The following is a 16,184-nucleotide window of genomic DNA, read 5'->3' on the forward strand; positions in this document are numbered from 1 at the left end:
GGCATTTGTGCACTGCGGCCGGTGGCAAGCGCCCGGGGCCATGCTAGGGATCGCGCCCGGGGGTCGAGCGCCGATCCGGGACCGGGTCGGCGGCAGGCGCTCGCGCCGGCAACGGTCGCGGACGCCAGGCCAAACCGGCATCAGGACGACCAGCGAGCGAGCCGAACCATGTCGCGATCCGATCTCGTTCATCCGATCATCCTCTGCGGCGGCTCCGGGACGCGCCTCTGGCCCTCCTCGCGCGAGAGCATGCCCAAGCAGTTCACGCGCCTCGTCAGCGAGCACGCGTCGACCTTCCAGGAGACGGTGCGCCGGGTCGCGCAGGGCAGCGACGTGTTCGGGCGGCCCGCCGTCCTCACCCATGCCGAGGCCCGTTTCATCGTGGCCGAGCAGCTCGCGCAGGCCGGCGTGGAAGCGGACATCCTGCTCGAGCCCGAGCGGCGCGACTCCGCCGCCGCGGTGGCGGTCGCCGCGCTGCACGCGGCCGCGCAGGACCCGCAAGGCGTGGTGCTGATCCTGGCCGCCGACCACGTCATCGGCGATACGGGCGCCTTCGTGGATGCGGTCCGCGCGGCCGCGGTCGGCGCGCGGGCCGGCGCGATCATGACGCTCGGGATCGAGCCGACCGGCCCGGCGACCGCCTACGGCTACATCCGCCGCGGGCAGCCGCTCTCCGGCGCGCCCGGCGCCTACGCGGTCGAGCGCTTCGTGGAGAAGCCCGACCGGGCGGGCGCGGAGCGCCTCATCGCGGACGGGGCGCTCTGGAACTCCGGCTACTTCCTGTTCCGGGGCGACGTGATGCTGGCCGAGCTCGAGGCGCAGGCGCCCGCCGTGCTTGAAGCCGCCCGCGCGGCCTATGCAGGGGCCCAGCGCGACCTCGACTTCGTGCGCCTCGACGCCGGCGCCTTCGGGCAGGCGCCGAAGACCTCGATCGACTACGCCGTCATGGAGCGGACCGGTCGGGCGGGTGTGCTCCCGGTCTCCTTCCCCTGGTCGGACGTCGGCACCTGGGACGCGGTCTGGGACGTGCTGCCACGCGATTCGGACGGCAATGCGCTCCGCGGTCGGGTCGAGGTCGTGGGCACCACGGGCAGCCTGATCCACAACGAGGGCGAGCAGGTCACCGCCGTGGTCGGGCTCGAGGACGTCGTCGTCGTCACGACCTCCGATGCGGTGCTCGTCACCTCAAAGGCGGCCTCCGGCGGCGTCAAGGACCTGGTGACGGCGCTGCGGGCGAAGGCCTACCCGGAGGCCGACGCCCACCGGCGGATGTACCGCCCCTGGGGCTGGTACCAGCGCATCGACATCGGCGAGCGCTTCCAGGTCAAGCGCATCCAGGTGACGCCGGGCGGCCGGCTCTCGCTCCAGAAGCACTTCCACCGGGCCGAGCACTGGGTGGTCGTGAAGGGCACGGCGGAGGTGACGATCGACGAGCGCGTCGTGCTCGTCCACGAGAACGAGGCCGTCTACCTGCCGATCGGCGCGACCCACCGCCTCACCAACCCCGGCAAGATCCCCCTCGAGCTGATCGAGGTCCAGGTCGGCTCCTACACCGGCGAGGACGACATCATCCGCCTTGAGGACGTCTACGGCCGCTAGCGGACGTTTACCCACGAGCCCGATCCGCGCTGCGCGAGGCAGAAGGCCCGCGCGCGCACTCGAGAAGGAACGAGCCCTTGGCGCGACTGACGACGTACATCGCCGGCATCGAGAAGGGCTTCAAGGCGCGCCGCAAAGCACTGCGGCAGAAGAAGATCATCGAGGAGTCGGGCCTCTTCGACGCAAAATGGTACGCCGAGACCTACTGGAACGCCCTCGAGAAGGGCGAGGACCCCGCCCTCCACTACCTGCGCAAGGGCGCCGCCGAGGGTAAGAACCCGAGCAAGGCGTTCGACAGCCGCCTCTACCTCCTCAACAATCCGGACGTCGTGGACACGGGCGCCAACCCGCTGATCCACTACGCGACCCACGGCCGTCGGGAGGGCCGCACGGCCCTGCCGGTCCGCGCCCGGAAGGCGGCCGAGGGCAGGCCGCCGGTCTTCACCGTCCTCGTCCGCAAGACCTCGCCCGACGAGACGCGGCGCACCCTCGCGAGCCTCTCCGGGCAGGCCTGGACGCACTGGCACGCGATCCCCTTCGAGCGGTTCGAGGCAGCCCCCGCTTCGGCGGGCGCGCCATCGGCCACCGACGAGGAAGGTCCCGCGGACGGCTCGGTGCTGCCCGCGCTGGCCAGCGCCGGCGCGGCGATCGCGGCCGCGCGCGGCGACTTCCTCGTGTTCCTCGACGGCGGCGACATCCTCGAGCGCGAGGCGCTGCTCGAGCTGAGCCAAGCACGCGAGGAGCTGCCCTACGACATCTGCTACAGCGACGAGACCCTCGTCGGCCGCGATGACACCGAGACGGTCCAGCTCAAGCCCGGCTGGTCGCCGGAGCTGCTGACGACCTACAACTACTTCGGCCGCCTGACCGCGATCGACGCCGGCCTGGCCCGCCGGGCCGTCGAGGCCCTCGGAGCCGCCCCGCGCTCGGAATGGGAGCTGAACCTCTGGGCCTCGCGGCTCACGCCCCGGATCGAGCGCCTGCCCCGCATCCTGAGCCGTCGGCGCCGTGGCGACCGGACCCGTCGTGACGATGCCGCTCTCGGCCGCTCGGTGCTCGAGACCTATCTCGCGGCGGACGGCATCGCGGCCTCCGCCGAGAGCCTCCCGAACGGGCTGTTCAGGGCGGTCTGGCCGCTGCCCGCCGAGCCCAAGATCTCGATCGTCATCCCCAACAAGAACCGTTTCCGGCTGATCTCGACCTGCATCGACGGGCTGCTCGAGAAGACCGACTATCGCAACATCGAGATCATCGTCGTCGACAACGGTTCGACGGACGCGGACGTGCGCGCCTACTACGAGAGTTGCGCACGCTCCGGCGTGCGGATCGTCGCCTTCGACGAGGAGTTCAACTATTCCCGCGCCTGCAACCGGGGCGCGGAGGCGGCAACCGGCGAGTTGCTGCTCTTCCTCAACAACGACATCGAGGTCACGGACCCCGACTGGCTGACGGAGCTGGTGCGCCGCGCGCTCGTGCCCGGCGTCGGCGTCGTCGGCCCGAAGCTCCTGTACCCGGACGGCGAGATCCAGCACGCGGGCGTCGCCCTCGGCCTGTTCACGCTGGCCGCCCATATCTACCACCGCACGCCCGCGGCGGAGTGGGGCGTCTACGGGCCGGCCGATCTCCTGCGGAACTGGATGGCCGTCACCGGCGCCTGCCAGCTGATCCGGCGGGACGTGTTCGAACTGGCCGGCGGCTACGACGAGGACTTCATCCTCTCCTACAGCGACATCGAGCTCTGCGCGCGGATCTGGAAGCTCGGCTTCCGCATCGTCTACACGCCCTTCTCGGTGCTGACCCATCACGAGGGCGCCTCCCGCGGGCACACCAATCCCACCGACGACCAGATCCTGTTCGCCCGCCGCCTCCAGGCTCTGGGGATCGGGCAGGATCCCTATTTCCACCCCGGCCTCGACGCCTTCAACTTCGCGCCCCGCCTGCGGCCCGGCAGTACCAAGGCCGGGATCGCGACGCAGCTGCGGATCGACATCGAGCGCATGGCGCAGCCCTTCGTCGCCAAGGGTGCGCCGGACGCCCATGACGACGGCGCGCTCGCCGTCCTCGCCGGAGCGGACTGGAACGCGTTCTCCGGCCGGACCGACATCCGCTTCACGGAGCGCTCGGCGGCGGATGCGGCCCGCCTGATCCTCACGGTGCTCGGCATGCGCCGGGATCTGCGGCGCCGCTTTCCCCTCGCCTTGAGCGAAGGTGCGAAGGGTGAATTTGCCGACTACATGAAGCGGGACGCCCTTCGGACCCTCGGCCTCGGGCCCGATTACGCGCCCTGGATCGACGCGGCCTTCGCGGCGGGCTTCGGCGACCGGCTCCGGCAGGTGGCCTTCCACGACCGGGCCCTGCGGGAGCGCGAGCCGCTCCTGATGCTTCCCAGCGGCCGCAAGGCCCTGCTGCCGCGGCTCTACGAGGTGGTCGGCATCGACGACCTGCCGATGGCGGAGTTGCGCTGGCTCCTCGCCTCGATCGACGAGCAGCCGGTGCGCGAGCTGATGATCACCTGGGCGACGAACCCCGACTGGCAGGAGGCGGTGCCGGCGGGCGGCACGGTGTTCGGTCTCGTCGAGCTGGTACGCTGGGCGGCCGAGCGTCACGGGATCGGCCAGGACTGGCTCTTCCGCCAGACGACCCCGGCGATCATGAGTGACGCGCAGCAGGTCCGGGTCGCCTATCGCGGCACGCAGGCATGGCAGGATCTGTTCCCGCGGGCGCTCGAGGACGAGGGCGAGGCGAGAGCCCTTCTCGAGCATCTCGCGCGCAGGCTCGACGCGACCTCCTTCCTCGCCCGCGACTGGCTCGCCGCGCGGGATCTCGGCGCGCTCGCCCGCGAGGTGGTGCGTCCCGGCCTCAACGTGCTCGGCCACTTCTCCTACCCGTCGGGCCTGCGCATCTCCGTCGAGAGCCTCGCCGCAGGGCTCGCCGTCAACGGCGTGCCGACGAGCCTGCGCAACGTGCCCGTGAGCCTCGCCACCGACGTGCCCCTGGCGACGCCCGCCATCGGCTGCGAGCCCTACGACGTCACGATGATCCACGTGCAGCCCGAGCCCCTGTTCGGGGAGGCCTTCCGGCAGGGCGGCCTGCGGCCGCGGAGCCCGCGCAGCTACCGGGTCGGCTACTGGTACTGGGAGTTCGGCGAGATCCCCGAGTCCTGGGACCGGGCGGCGATGGAGTGCGACGAGCTGTGGACGGCCACGAGCTTCGTCGCCGAGGGCCTGCGCGAGCGCTACCGCCAGCCGGTCCGGGTCTTCCTGCCGGGCCTGGAGCTGCCCGCCTTCGAGGCGGTGGGACGGCGCGAGCTCGGGCTCGAGGAGGGCGTGTTCACCCTCGCCTTCGTCTTCCACATGACGAGCGTCATGGAGCGCAAGAACCCGGTCGGGCTGATCCGCGCCTTCCGCGAGGCGTTCGGGGACAGCCGCGACGCGCGGCTCGTCATCAAGACCTCGTTCGGCGAGCGCCACCCCGACCACGTCGAGGCCCTGCGGGAGGCGGCGGAGGACGCCAACGTCACCATCATCGACGAGGTCTGGACCTACGACCGCACCATGAGCCTGATCCAGGCCTCCGACGCCTACGTCTCGCTCCACCGCAGCGAGGGCCTCGGCCTGACCATGGCGGAGGCGATGCTGCTCGGACGCCCGGTGATCGGCAGCCGCTACTCCGGCAACCTCGAGTTCATGAACGACGACAATAGCCTGCTCGTCGACTGCACGATGGTGAAGCTCAACCGGGTCTACCCCCCCTACGCCATCGGCCAGAGCTGGGCGCAGCCCTCGACGGCGCACGCCGCCGAGCACATGCGCAAGCTGTTCGAGGACCGCGACTTCGCCCGCGACCTCGGCGAGCGGGGCCGGCGCTCCATCGCCGAGACCATGAGCTACGCGGCGAGCGGCCGGCGCATGGCCGAGCACCTCGCCACGATCACGGACCGCCTGCGGGGCTGAACGTCAGGCCGCGGCCCGAGCCGGCGCCCGGCCGCCGCTGCGCTTGCGAGCCGCCGGCGCGGCCTTGCGCGGTGCGACCGCTCCGCGGCGCCAGCCCTGCCAGCTCCAGGCGCCGGGCCCCATGAGCGCGTAGACGAGGAAGCCGCCGGCGAGGCCGAGATCGGCGAGGAAGAGGGCGCGCTCGGTGACGATTGCGGCACCGCCATACTGCCAGAACGGGTGCAGGACCGGCGCCATCGCGAGGGCGAAGGCGGCGAGCGCGAGGCCGCTCGCCCGCGGCATCACGCCGGCGAGCACGCAGAGCGGCCCGAACACCTGGATCATCACCGCGAGCGTCGCGACGGCGTTCGGGAAGGGGATCGCGGCCGAGGCCAGCGTCAGGGCGAAGCCCGAGACGTTGAGCGCCCGGGCGATGCCGGTGGGCAAGAGGGCCGCCGCGAGGGCGAGCCGCGCGACGAGCAGAGTGGCGTCCTGTACGCGGCCGTTCACGGGGGGGCTCCGGGGTTTCGAGACGACCCGGAGACCGTCCCGCAACGCCCTGAAGGCCGCGTTAAGGCGCCCCGCCTGTCCTGTGCATGCTCAGCCCGCCACGCCGCCCCGGTAGAGCCGGCCCCGCTCGGTCCAGGCGACGACGAGGAGCGCCAGGAGGCCGAGCCCCGCGTATCCGAGGCCGATCGGCAGGGTGCTTCCGTCGAAGGCCGCGCCGATCAGGAAGCCGCAGCCTGCCCCGAGGATCGTCGTGTAGAAGCCGAGGAAGGACGAGGCCGTGCCGGCGATGGCGCCCAGCGGCTCCAGCGCCAGGGCGTTGAAGTTCGGCATCGCGAAGCTGATCAGGAACTGGTTGAGGGCGAGCACCGCCAGGAAGGCGGCGAGCGGCGGCTTGCCCCCGTAGGCGAGCGCCAGGCCGACCTGCCCGAGGCCGACGACGACGAAGGCGGTCAGGCCGGCATGCGAGAGCGTGCGCATCCCGAGCCGGCGCACGAGGCGGGCGTTGACGAGGGTAGCGCTGCCCATCGCCCCCGCGACGATGCCGAAGGCCAGCGGGAACAGGGCACCGAGCCGGTAGAGGCCGCTATCGAAGAGCTGCTGGGCCGAGCCGACATAGCCCATGATGCAGCCGGTCAGCAGCCCGAGCGCCGTGGCGTAGCCGATCGCGGTGCGGGTGCGGAGCGTCGTGACGAGCGCGGCCTTCGTCGCGCGGAACGACAGCGGCCGGCGATACTCAGGGTGCAAAGTCTCGGGCATCCGCGCCGTGAACCAGACGGAGAGGACGCCGGCCAGCGCCAGCATCGAGACGAAGACGTAGGTCCAGGAGCCGAGCGCCAGCATCGCGCCGCCGACCGCCGGGGCGACCATCGGCACGATCAGGAACACCATCATGATGAGCGACATCACGCTCGCCATCTCGCGCCCGGCGAAGCGGTCGCGCACGATCGCGGTGGAGAGCACGCGTCCGCCCGCCGCGCCGAGGCCCTGGATGACGCGGGCCGCGAGCAGCCCCTCGAAAGTGGGCGCCAGCATCGCCAGCCCGCAGCCGACCGCGTAGAGGGCGAGGCTCGCCAGGAACACCGGGCGGCGGCCGAGCGCGTCCGAGACCGGCCCGTAGACGATCTGCGCCAGCCCGAAGCCGATCATGTAGACGTAGACGAGGAGCTGGGCGCTATTCGGGTCCGCGAGGCCGAAGCGCGCCTCGATGGCCGGGAAGGCAGGCAGCAGGTTGTCGATCGACATCGCGGTCACCGCCATCATCAGCGCGACGATGGCGACGAACTCGGCGAAGCCCGGCCCCCACCAGGGCGCCGAGGAGCCGGTCTGCTCGCTTCGTCCGGAAACGGCGGTGGAATCTGAAGCCACGGTGCTGCCTTGCGCGGAGACGGCTCCTCCGCCGCCGCAGGACAACGCGGGAGCGATCGAGCCGCGGGCGCCTTCGCGCGGCTCCGTGGCGGCCTCGTGGCCGGACCGGGCCCGCCGCGCGCCTCCGCCATGCGGCAGCCGCAATGGCCGGCGACCGATGGTGCGGCTCAGCTTGCGGCGCCGGGAGAGGGGTTTGGTGGTCGATGCGCTCTTGGGGCTCTCCCGTCTCGTCCTCGCGCCGCTGCTGCTCCTGGCGGGCGTGATGGCGGCGCGGGCGCAGGAACCGTCCCGCGCCGAGCGCGACTATGCCGCGAGAGCGGCAGCCCTGATCGCCCCCTATGTCGAGGCGGGGCTGTTCTCCGGCACGATCCTCGTCGCCCAGAACGGCAAGCCGCTGTTCCGGCGCGCCTTCGGGCCGGCGAACCGCGAGTGGGGGATCGCCAACACCCTCGACACGCATTTCCGCATCGGCTCGCTGACGAAGGGCTTCACCGCCGCCGCGATCCTGAAGCTCGCCGAGGCCGGCAGGCTCGATCTCGCCGATCCGGTCGGCCGCCACGTCCCCGGCCTGCCGGCGGCCTGGGAGAAGGTGAGCCTGCGCGATCTCCTGCGGCACAGCTCGGGGATCATCAACTTCACGGCGCTCGCCAATTACATCCCGGAGATCGCGCGAACGGAGCACGGCCCCCGCGAGCTCGTGGCGCTGACCGAGAGCGAACCGCTGCTGTTCGAGCCGGGCGCCCGGTTCGAGTACAGCAACACCAACTACATCCTCCTCGGCATGGTCATCGAGGCCGCCTCCGGCCGGCCCTACGCGGAGTACCTGCGCGAGGCGATCCTGGCGCCGCTCGGCCTCAAGGAGACCGGCTACGACGACGCCACCGCCCTCCTGCCGCGCCGCGCCTCCGGCTATCGGCGGGGACAGGCGCAGTGGCGCAACGCGACGCCGATGGCGTCCAGCGCGACCTGGGCGGCCGGCGGCCTCTACGCCACCGCCGACGACCTCCTCACGTGGACGGAGGCGCTGGTCGGCGGCCGCCTTCTTTCGGCGGCCTCCCTGGAGCAGACCTTCGCCGACGAGGGCCGCGGCTACGGTCTCGGCTGGTATGTCGGCCGCGCCCACGACCGCCGGCTCTGGTCGCATGGGGGTTCGGTCTTCGGCTTCATCTCGAGCCTCGACCACTACCCGGACGAGCGCCTGACCGTGGTGATCCTCGCCAACACCGAGACGGCGCCGGTGCAGAAGATCTCCCGCGAGCTCGCGGCGCTGCGCTTCGGTATCTTCGATCCGCCCCAGGCCATCGTGCTGGAGGACGTGATCCTCGACCGCTACGTCGGCAGCTACCGGCTCGGGCCGCGCTTCTTCCTGACGATCGCGCGGGAGGGCGACCACCTCACCGCCCAGGGTACGGGACAGGCCGCCTTCGCGCTCCTGCCGGAGAGCGACCGCACCTTCTTCTCCAAGGTGGTCGACGCCCGTCTCACCTTCGAGACGGAGCCCGACGGGCGGCCGACCGGCGTGATCCTGCGCCAGGGCGGCCTCGACCGGCTCGGGCCCCGCATCGACCCGGAGGAGGCCAAGCGCGCGCTGGCCGCGCCGAAGCCCGAGCACCGCGAGGTCGCGATCGAGCCGGAGCGCCTGCGCGCCCATGCCGGCCGGTACATGCTGGCGCCGGGCTTCGCCATCAGCGTGACCTTCGCGGACGGGCGCCTCTACGCCCAGGCGACGGGGCAGGCGCGCAACCCGCTCTACGCCGAGGGCCCGCGGACGTTCTTCCTCAAGGCCGTCGACGCGCAGATCACCTTCACCGCGGACGCCGCCGGCCGCACTACCGGGCTCGTCCTCCACCAGAACGGCCTCGACACCGCCGCGAGGCGCATCGAGCCGGCCGAGACCGCCAGGGCGGCACCGCGCAAGCGCTGAGCCGGCGCGCCGAAAAGGCCAAGCTTTACCGAGACTTGGCGCCCGCGCGGGAAATTTGGCCTAAAGTCCACCTTGATTCGGCACAGCGTTCGCCGTTGCCTGCGCCCGCATCGGCGGCACGGCGAGCCCCAGAACAAGCCGAAGCGAGGAGACATCCATGAACAAGCCCGAATTTCTGGCGGAAGGCCGCACGAAATCGCCCTTCTCCGCGCGTTACGACAACTTCATCGGCGGCCAGTGGGTGGCGCCGGTGAACGGCCGCTACTTCGAGAATACGTCGCCGATCACCGGCAAGGTCGTGTGCGAGGTCGCCCGCTCCGACGCGCAGGACGTCGAGAAGGCCCTCGACGCGGCCCACGCCGCCCGCGAGTCCTGGGCCCGCACCGCGCCGGCCGAGCGCGCGCGCATCCTCAACAGGCTCGCCGACCGGATGGAGGAGAACCTCGACCTCATCGCGCTGGCCGAGACCTGGGACAACGGCAAGCCGATCCGCGAGACCACCCACGCCGACATCCCGCTCGCCATCGACCATTGGCGCTACTTCGCCGGCTGCCTGCGGGCGCAGGAGGGCTCGATCTCCGAGATCGACCACGACACGGTGGCCTACCACTTCCACGAGCCGCTCGGCGTCGTCGGCCAGATCATCCCGTGGAACTTCCCGATCCTGATGGCGGTCTGGAAGCTCGCCCCGGCGCTCGCCGCAGGCAACTGCGTGGTCCTCAAGCCCGCCGAGCAAACACCGGCCTCGATCCTCGTGGTGATGGAGCTGATCGCCGACCTGCTGCCGCCGGGCGTCATCAACGTCGTCAACGGCTTCGGCCTCGAGGCCGGCAAGCCGCTCGCCTCCTCGAACCGCATCGCCAAGATCGCCTTCACCGGTGAGACGACCACCGGCCGCCTCATCATGCAGTACGCCTCGCAGAACCTGATCCCGGTGACGCTGGAGCTCGGCGGCAAGTCGCCGAACATCTTCTTCGCGGACGTGGCTAACGAGGACGACGACTTCTTCGACAAGGCGCTCGAAGGCTTCACGATGTTCGCCCTCAACCAGGGCGAGGTCTGCACCTGCCCGAGCCGGGCGCTCGTGCACGAGTCGATCTACGACCGCTTCATCGAGCGCGCCGTGAAGCGCGTCGAGGCGATCACGCAGGGCTCGCCCCTCGACCCGGCGACGATGATCGGCGCGCAGGCCTCCTCGGAGCAGCTCGAGAAGATCCTCAGCTACGTCGACATCGGCAAGCAGGAGGGGGCCCAGTGCCTCACCGGCGGCGAGCGCAACGTCAAGGAGGGCGAGTTCGCGGAGGGCTTCTACATGAAGCCGACCGTGTTCAAGGGCCACAACAAGATGCGCATCTTCCAAGAGGAGATCTTCGGGCCGGTCCTGTCGGTCACGACCTTCAAGGACGACGCCGAGGCGCTCTCCATCGCCAACGACACGCTCTACGGCCTCGGCGCCGGCGTCTGGACCCGCGACGGGACCCGCGCCTACCGCTTCGGCCGGGAGATCCAGGCCGGCCGCGTCTGGACGAACTGCTACCACGCCTACCCGGCCCACGCGGCCTTCGGCGGCTACAAGCAGTCCGGCATCGGCCGCGAGACCCACAAGATGATGCTCGACCACTACCAGCAGACGAAGAACATGCTCGTCAGCTACTCGGCGAAGAAGCTCGGCTTCTTCTGAGAGCGTCGAGGCTCGCCCCGGCGGCGGGCCTTCCCCAACAGGCCGCGGCAAGACGGCCGCGCCGCGCGACCCGCCCCTGTCTCAACGCAACGGGCGCGCGGCAGGCGAAAGCCCCCGGATCCTTCGATCCGGGGGCTTTTCGCCGGCGGTCGGCCCCGTTCAGGCGGCGAGCTGCTTGGCGGCGGGCAGCGACAGCTCGATGTCGACGCCGAGCGTCGAGACCCCTTCGCCGCGCTCCAGGGTGATGCGGACCTTGTCGCGCTCCACCGGCACGTGCCGGGCGATCACCGCCAGGATCTCCTCGCGGAGCGTCACGACGAGGTCGGGGCGGCCGGTCTCGGCGCGCTCGTGCGCCAGGATGAGCTGCAGACGGTCGCGGGCGACCGTGCCGGAGGTCCGGCGCTGGAACAATCCGAGAAGACTCATGCCGCCCTCCGCAGGAACAGCTTGTCCAGGAAGGACCGGCGCTCGCTCGGCACGCTCATGGCGATGGTCTCGCCCTTCAGGCGGCGCGCCGCGTCGGAGTAGGCGCGGGCCGGGGCGCAGAGCGGGTTGTTGAGCGTCACCGGGCAGCCGACGTTCGAGGCGCGTAAGACCTCCTGGCTCTCCGGGATGATGGCGAGCAGCGGGATCGAGAGGATCTCGAGCACGTCCTCGGTCTTGAGCATGTCGCCGCGGTCGGCCCGGTTGGGGTCGTAGCGGGTGAGGATCAGGTGCTTCTCCATGCTCTCGCCCTTCTCGGCGCGGAGCGTCTTGGCGTCGAGGAGGCCGATGATCCGGTCCGAGTCGCGCACCGACGAGACCTCGGGGTTGGTGACGACCACCGCGACGTCGGCGTGGCGCATGGCGAGCGTCGCGCCGCGCTCGATGCCGGCCGGGCTGTCGCAGATCACCCAGTCGAACTTCTCCCGCAGCTCCTCCATCACGCGGGCGACACCGGCGTCGGTGAGCGCGTCCTTGTCCCGGGTCTGGGATGCGGGCAGCAGGTGGAGCGTGTCGAGGCGCTTGTCGCGGATCAGCGCCTGCGGGAGCTTGGCGTCGCCGTTGACGACGTTGATGAGGTCGTAGACGACCCGCCGCTCGGCGCCCATCACGAGGTCGAGGTTGCGCAGGCCGACGTCGAAATCGACGACGACGACGCTCTGGCCGCCCTGCGCGAGGGCGGCGCCGAGGGCTGCGGTCGTCGTCGTCTTGCCGACGCCGCCCTTTCCGGAAGTGACAACGAGAACCTTGGACACGCGCGTCTCTCCTTAATCGAGGCCGGCGATGCGCAGGGCGCCGCCGTCGAGCCAGATCTGCGCGGGCTTGCCTCGCAGGGTCGGGTTGAGGTCCTCGGCCGTGCGGACGAGGCGGTCGATGCCGAGGAGCTCGGGCTCGAACTTCCGGCAGTAGATTCGGGCGCGCGGGTTGCGCGCGGCGCCGGCGATAGCCCGGCCGCGCAGGGCGCCGTAGACGTGGATCGAGCCGCCCGCGAGGACCTCGGCGCCCGACGAGACCGAGCCCATCACGGTGACGTCGCCCTCGTGGTGGACGACGGAGCGGCCGGAGCGGATCGAGCCCTCGATGGTCAGGCTCTTCGGCGAGGGTTTTTCGGGCACCGGCACCACGTCGAGATTCGGGACGGGACGGCCGGCGAGGAGGAAGGGCGGCAGGCTCTCGGCGGCGAGACCGGGCTCTGCGCCCTCGATGCCCAGCACGCGGATACCGCGGCCTGCGAGGTCGGCCATGAGGGCGGCGAGCGCCTCGCCATCAGGCTTGCATTCGGCCACGTCGAGGATGAGGGCGCGCCCGTCGAGCAGCGTCGGCGAGCGGGCAAGCGCCGCGTCGAGCCCCGCGAGCCACTCGGGCAGCGGCCCCCGCGGCGCCAGCGCCAGCGCCTTGAAGGCGCGGCCGCGGAAGGCGAGCGGGGCGGTGTCGGTTAAGGGCTTGGTGACGGCCATGAACGATTCCTTACCCGGCCATTCAGGGCTCAGATCGTTACCGGACCGTTAACGGAGGCCGCCGATCGCAAGGCGGCGGAAACCATATTTTCGCGGCCCGCCCTCAGCCGTCGAGGGGAGCGATCCGCAGCGCGTCGTCGACGAGCCGGACCTGCACGGCCTGGCCCCGCCGGGTGCCGTCGAGATCGTCGGCGGTGCGGTAGAGGCCGTCGATGGCGACGAGCTCCGGCTCGAAGCGGCGGCAGAAGATGCGCGCGAGCGGATCGCCCGCCGCCCCCGCCACCGCCCGCCCGCGCAGCGCCCCGTAGACGTGGACCGAGCCGCCGGCCACCACCTCCGCCCCCGAGGCGACGGAGCCCAGCACCGTGACGTCGCCGTCGAGATGCACCACCGCCTGGCCGGAGCGCACCGGCTGGTCGAGGACCAGCGACCGGGCCGGCGCGGCGGCGCGCGGCGGCTCCGGCGTGGTTTCGGCGGTCTCGATCTCGGCGCCCGGACGGCCGCCGCTGAGCGCCGGCGGCAGGCCGGCGCCGAAACCCTCCGCGCCCTCCCCTTCGAGGGCCACCACGGTGATGCCGCGCCCGTGGAGTTCCGCGACCAGCGCCTCGGCGCCGGCCCGGTCCGGCCGTAGCGCCGAGAGGTCGAGCAGAACCGGCCGCCCGGCGAAGAAGGCCGGCGCCCGCCGCGACAGCCCGTCGAGGTCGGCGAGCCAATCCTCGAGGGGCGGCGTCGGCGCCAGCACGGTCGCCATGAAGGAGCGGCCGCGGACGCGGATCGGCGGGCGGGGCTGGGTCACGGACGCGGCGGCTCTCTCGTTCGGGAGCGGCCTGCTTTGAGCCTCCGGCGGCGCCTCCGCAAGGCCCGCCGCGCGCCGGCGATCGCATCTCCGCACGTTCGGCAGGGCGCTTGAAATCCCTGCTAAGTCCCTGCGCGAACTCTGGAATGATTCCGAAAGATAGCGGTTGCCGCGCCCCGCGCGCGCTTGTTAATCGGGCTCCCGCTCCACCCGCTTCCGGAGAGCTTCCCGTGAGTTCAGCCCAGGCGGCGCGCCGCTCGACTCCCTATCGTCTGGCCGTCGCCGCGCGCGTGCTGCTGGCGGCGCTGGGCGGCTACGGCGTGGCGGCGCTCGCCACCGCGCTGTTCTCGCTGATCCTGCCGATGGCCCGCTCCGAGGCCGTGGCGACGGCCACCCTCCTCAGCTTCGCGGTGATGGCCTTCCTGGTCTGCGCGGTGTTCGCCGCCCGGTCCCTGTGGCGCTCGGCCCTATGGATTGCCGTGCCGGCCCTCGTCCTCGGCGGCGGGCTGATGCTCGCCCTCGGCGCCCGGGCCTGAGGCCGGCCATGCGGCAGGGCCTTCGCCAATCGATGGCCTGGCTTCACGCCTGGTCCGGCCTCGTGGTCGGATGGGTGCTGTTCGCGGTCTTCGTGACCGGCACGGCGAGCTACTACAAGGACGACATCTCCGCCTGGATGCGCCCGGAGCTGCGCCTCGGCGTCGAGCACGAGCCCGGCCAGGTCGCCGAGCGCGCCGCCGCCTTCCTGGCGCGTGAGGCACCCGACGCCGGCGGCTGGTTCATCGAGCTGCCGAAGGCGGAGGACCCGGTCGCCACCGCCCACTGGTGGAAGACCCTCGAAGGCCCCTTCCACAAGGCGCGCCTCGACCCCGAGACCGGCGCCCGCAGCGCCGCGCGCGACACGCGGGGCGGCGACTTCCTCTACCGCTTCCACTTCGAGCTCAGCATGCCGCCCCTCACGGGGCGCTGGGTGGTGGGCACCTGCGCCCTGGTGCTGCTCGTGGCGCTGATCTCCGGGATCGTCACGCATCGGCGCATCTTCGCCGACCTCTTCACGTTCCGCCGGAGCAAGGCCAGGCAGCGGAGCTGGCTTGACGCGCACAACGTCGCCGGGGTGCTGGCGCTGCCCTTCCACCTGATGATCACCTACACCGGCCTCGTGACGCTCGCGCCGATGTACATGCCCTGGGGCGCCTCGACCGCGTACAAGGGCGAGGAGCTGCGCTTCTTCACCGAATCCGGGATGATGCCGGAGACGCGGATGCCCGCCGGCCGGTCCGGCACGCTCGCTCCCCTCGGCCCGATGGTGCGCGAGGCGATCGCGCGAGCGCCGGCGACACCCATCGAGGGCATCGGCGTGCAGAACCCGGCCGACGCCCACGCGGCTGTGATCGCCTATTTCGAGGAGCCGCACGGGCTCGCGCATCTCCACCCGCAGGTCGCCTTCGAGGGCACGACGGGCGCCTATACCGGGAAGCCCAGCGACCCGGGCCCGGTCGCTTACGCCTCGACCGCCTTCATCGGCCTCCACGAGGCGCATTTCGCGGGGCCCGTCCTGCGTGTGCTGTTCTTCCTCTGCGGCATCCTCGGCGCCGCGACGGTGGCGACGGGGCTCGTTCTCTGGACGGTGGCCCGCGTACCCAAGCCCGGCGAGCGGACGGGCTTCGGCCTGCGCCTCGTGCAGATCCTCAACGTCGGCACCGTCGCGGGGCTCCCCGCCGGTATCGCCGCCTACTTTCTGGCGAACCGCCTGCTGCCTCTCGACCTCGCCGGCAGGGCCGGCGTCGAGATCGGCGCCTTCTTCGGGCTCTGGGCCCTGGTGGCGGTCGCCGCCTGCCTGCGGCCGCACCGCGCCGCCTGGCGGGAGGGGCTTGCGCTCGCCGCCCTGCTCTTCCTGGCGGTGCCGCTCGTGGATGCCGCCACCGTCGGGAGCCCCTTCGGCGACGGTATGCGCTTCCTCGCCTTCGACACGGTGATGATCGCGATCGGCGGAGGCCTCGCCTTCGCCGCCCACAAGGCCGGCAGCGTCGCCCGCCGCGGACAGGCCGCCACGGCGCGGCAGGACCTCGCCCGGGAAGGATTCGGCCGCGCATGACGCCCCTCGTCGTCGCCCTCAACCTGTCCCTGTGCTTCTGCGGCCTCGCGCTGATGGCGCTGAGCCTCGACCGTCACCACCGCGACGTGTTCGGCGCGCGGGTGCCGGCGGGCCGCGCCCTGCCGCTGCGTCTCGGCGGCTGGATCGCGATTCTCGGCTCGCTGGCCGCCGCGATGCTGGTCGAGGGCGCGAATTTCGGGCCGATCCAGTGGATCGGCGCGCTCACCGGCGCCGGGCTCGCGGTAGTGCTGATCCTGTCCTACCGTCCCGCCTGGCTGCGCTTCGCGGTCTTCGCCTCCCTGCCGATGGCGGCGCTCTCCCTGCTACTTTCGCTCCAGTCCTGAC

Annotated in this window: 13 protein-coding genes; 7 read left to right on the forward strand and 6 right to left on the reverse strand. The window is 71.8% G+C overall.

Going from position 1 to position 16,184, the window contains the following annotated elements; genetic code table 11:
- The first annotated feature begins 168 nt into the window (after positions 1-168).
- Entirely contained in the window at positions 169-1,599 is a 1,431-nt protein-coding gene (locus MFF04_RS06465) for a mannose-1-phosphate guanylyltransferase/mannose-6-phosphate isomerase (RefSeq protein WP_238274633.1), read from the forward strand.
- A 77-nt stretch (positions 1,600-1,676) separates the two neighbouring features.
- The gene (locus tag MFF04_RS06470) at positions 1,677-5,552 is read left to right on the forward strand and encodes a glycosyltransferase (RefSeq protein ID WP_238274634.1); all 3,876 of its coding nucleotides are present in this window, start codon (positions 1,677-1,679) and stop codon (positions 5,550-5,552) included.
- 3 nt (positions 5,553-5,555) lie between these two features.
- On the opposite strand, the gene MFF04_RS06475 is transcribed toward MFF04_RS06470, so the two are convergent.
- The gene (locus tag MFF04_RS06475) at positions 5,556-6,041 is read right to left on the reverse strand and encodes a DoxX family membrane protein (RefSeq protein WP_238274635.1); all 486 of its coding nucleotides are present in this window, start codon (positions 6,039-6,041) and stop codon (positions 5,556-5,558) included.
- A gap of 90 nt (positions 6,042-6,131) precedes the next feature.
- Entirely contained in the window at positions 6,132-7,298 is a 1,167-nt protein-coding gene (locus tag MFF04_RS06480; protein WP_306308059.1) for a multidrug effflux MFS transporter, read from the reverse strand.
- Between the two features lie 304 nt (positions 7,299-7,602).
- Here MFF04_RS06480 and MFF04_RS06485 point away from each other — a divergent pair, with 304 nt between their 5' ends.
- Complete coding sequence (locus MFF04_RS06485) at positions 7,603-9,330, forward strand: serine hydrolase (protein WP_238274636.1); 1,728 nt, start codon at positions 7,603-7,605, stop codon at positions 9,328-9,330.
- 157 nt (positions 9,331-9,487) lie between these two features.
- Positions 9,488-11,011 carry an aldehyde dehydrogenase gene (gene adh, locus MFF04_RS06490; protein ID WP_238274637.1) on the forward strand — a complete coding sequence of 508 codons (1,524 nt, stop codon included), beginning with the start codon at positions 9,488-9,490 and terminating at the stop codon, positions 11,009-11,011.
- 159 nt (positions 11,012-11,170) lie between these two features.
- Here the strand turns inward: adh and minE are convergent, their stop codons facing one another.
- From minE to minC (MFF04_RS06510), 4 genes are all read right to left on the reverse strand, one after another.
- Positions 11,171-11,437, reverse strand: a complete 267-nt coding sequence (gene minE / locus MFF04_RS06495) for a cell division topological specificity factor MinE (protein WP_238274638.1) — start codon at positions 11,435-11,437, stop codon at positions 11,171-11,173.
- A complete protein-coding gene (gene minD, locus MFF04_RS06500; RefSeq protein WP_238274639.1) occupies positions 11,434-12,249 on the reverse strand; it encodes a septum site-determining protein MinD in 816 nt (271 codons plus the stop codon). Before minD ends, minE begins: the two co-directional genes overlap by 4 nt.
- Positions 12,250-12,261: 12 nt before the next feature.
- The gene (minC, locus tag MFF04_RS06505) at positions 12,262-12,951 is read right to left on the reverse strand and encodes a septum site-determining protein MinC (protein WP_238274640.1); all 690 of its coding nucleotides are present in this window, start codon (positions 12,949-12,951) and stop codon (positions 12,262-12,264) included.
- 103 nt (positions 12,952-13,054) lie between these two features.
- Positions 13,055-13,702 carry a septum site-determining protein MinC gene (gene minC, locus MFF04_RS06510; protein ID WP_238274678.1) on the reverse strand — a complete coding sequence of 216 codons (648 nt, stop codon included), beginning with the start codon at positions 13,700-13,702 and terminating at the stop codon, positions 13,055-13,057.
- A gap of 275 nt (positions 13,703-13,977) precedes the next feature.
- Between minC (MFF04_RS06510) and MFF04_RS06515 the strand changes: the two genes are divergently transcribed.
- From MFF04_RS06515 to MFF04_RS06525, 3 genes are read left to right on the forward strand one after another with little or no spacing between them, the layout of a single operon-like run.
- Positions 13,978-14,283, forward strand: a complete 306-nt coding sequence (locus MFF04_RS06515; protein WP_238274641.1) for an iron transporter — start codon at positions 13,978-13,980, stop codon at positions 14,281-14,283.
- A gap of 8 nt (positions 14,284-14,291) precedes the next feature.
- Positions 14,292-15,839 (forward strand): PepSY-associated TM helix domain-containing protein, encoded by a 1,548-nt coding sequence (locus MFF04_RS06520; RefSeq protein ID WP_238274642.1) that lies wholly within the window; start codon positions 14,292-14,294, stop codon positions 15,837-15,839.
- The gene (locus tag MFF04_RS06525; RefSeq protein ID WP_238274643.1) at positions 15,836-16,183 is read left to right on the forward strand and encodes a DUF3325 domain-containing protein; all 348 of its coding nucleotides are present in this window, start codon (positions 15,836-15,838) and stop codon (positions 16,181-16,183) included. Before MFF04_RS06520 ends, MFF04_RS06525 begins: the two co-directional genes overlap by 4 nt.
- Position 16,184 lies beyond the last annotated feature (1 nt).

This window comes from Methylobacterium jeotgali, assembly GCF_022179345.1.
In the GTDB taxonomy this organism is placed as follows: Bacteria; Pseudomonadota; Alphaproteobacteria; order Rhizobiales; family Beijerinckiaceae; genus Methylobacterium; species Methylobacterium jeotgali.